1 pseudogene is annotated in these 1,443 nt (G+C 42.7%); it reads right to left on the bottom strand.

What is annotated here, in order from left to right:
• Nucleotides 1-1,307: pseudogene (locus T367_RS24310) on the bottom strand (hypothetical protein); the annotation flags it as partial.
• Nucleotides 1,308-1,443 lie beyond the last annotated feature (136 nt).

The following is a 1,443-nucleotide window of genomic DNA, read 5'->3' as shown; positions in this document are numbered from 1 at the left end:
GATGTTTCATTTTCAAATACGCCTGTATGTTTAACGAGTTCAATTGATTCGCTTGCTTCACATTCATTATTATCTTCAACAACAATTATATATATCCCATTTGTTAATCCTGTCAAATCTTCTGTATCGTCAAAATCACCTGTACCATCATTATCCCAATCAAAAATATAAGGCGTTATACCGCCTGCTACAGTGATGTCTATTGCGCCATCTCCACCTGCATCTTCGTGTGTGATTTCATAGGTAATTACAGGTGAGTCTAATATCTCAATATCTATTGTTAGTGGGCAATCTGCGCCGTCACTAGTTGCTGTATAAGTAATAATGCCGGTTGTAGTTGGGGTAAAAGAGATGCCATTTTCCACATCCATATCCCAAGTTATTGTCGCATCGTTTTCAGATGTAGCATCTAGGATTAGTTCGTCTCCTAAACAAATAATAGATTCGAATGGTGTTAAAGTAAGTGGGTCGCAAAGTATTGTTATTATTACTTGACCATGCTCTTCGTTTACACCTGTTTCATTATTTTGTGCAGTACCTTGGTTATAAGATCCGCCTCCGCCACCACCTGCGCGACATGTGTTTCCGTTACCTCCAGCGCCGCCAGAATATCCGCCACCGCCACCACAGCCACAGACAGCACCTCCACCTCCGCCAAATCCTCCATCACCATCTTCGCCCATTCCAACAGCGCCAAGTCCTCCTGTAAAATCAGGTAGTGTGCTTCCTCCCGTACATCCATCTCCCCATGTTGAGTTTTGACCAACACTTAACCAGCCTCCGCCACCAGAACCTGTTCCTGAAGGAGCATCTCCTGCACCTCCATGTCCACCTATTCCTCCGTCTGCATCTCCTTCGGCACCGCTTGTGCCGTCTTCACCAGCTTGACCTGGTAATCCATTTACACATTCTCCTGCCCAGTTTTGGTTTCCACCCCCACCACCGCCTGCAGCAATTAATGGTAAAGCATCGTCTGTTGGGTTCCAAACAAAGGTTCCACCACCTCCACCACCAGATGCGCCCGCTCCACCGCAACTATTTACTGTTCCTTGACCACCAACAACAATGTTTAGAACATCTCCGGGAGTAACTGTAAATTCACCATAAATTCCTGCACCAAAACCGCCATTAGTATTGCCACCTTGTGCGCCGTACGTTTGAATTGAGATTGCAGTTACTCCGGCAGGTACTTCATATGTTTCACTTTCACCTGTATATTCGAAAGTTGTTACTTGTGAGCTTGCAGTGAATCCTGCAATCATAAAACCTCCAAAAATGAAAATTCGTTTTAAGTAGTTTTTTATCATAATTCGTTTTTTTTACGAATTTATATTTTCACAATGCTGGATCTTTATATACTTTATGAAGACCGTTTTTTCTTTATGAACTGCATTTTTATTGAATCGAATAACAGATTGTTAAGCTCTTTTTTTAGGAAGGGTT

The sequence above is a fragment of the Crocinitomix catalasitica ATCC 23190 genome, from assembly GCF_000621625.1.
In the GTDB taxonomy this organism is placed as follows: domain Bacteria; phylum Bacteroidota; class Bacteroidia; order Flavobacteriales_D; family Crocinitomicaceae; genus Crocinitomix; species Crocinitomix catalasitica.
This window is presented reverse-complemented; position numbering and strand designations above follow the sequence as displayed.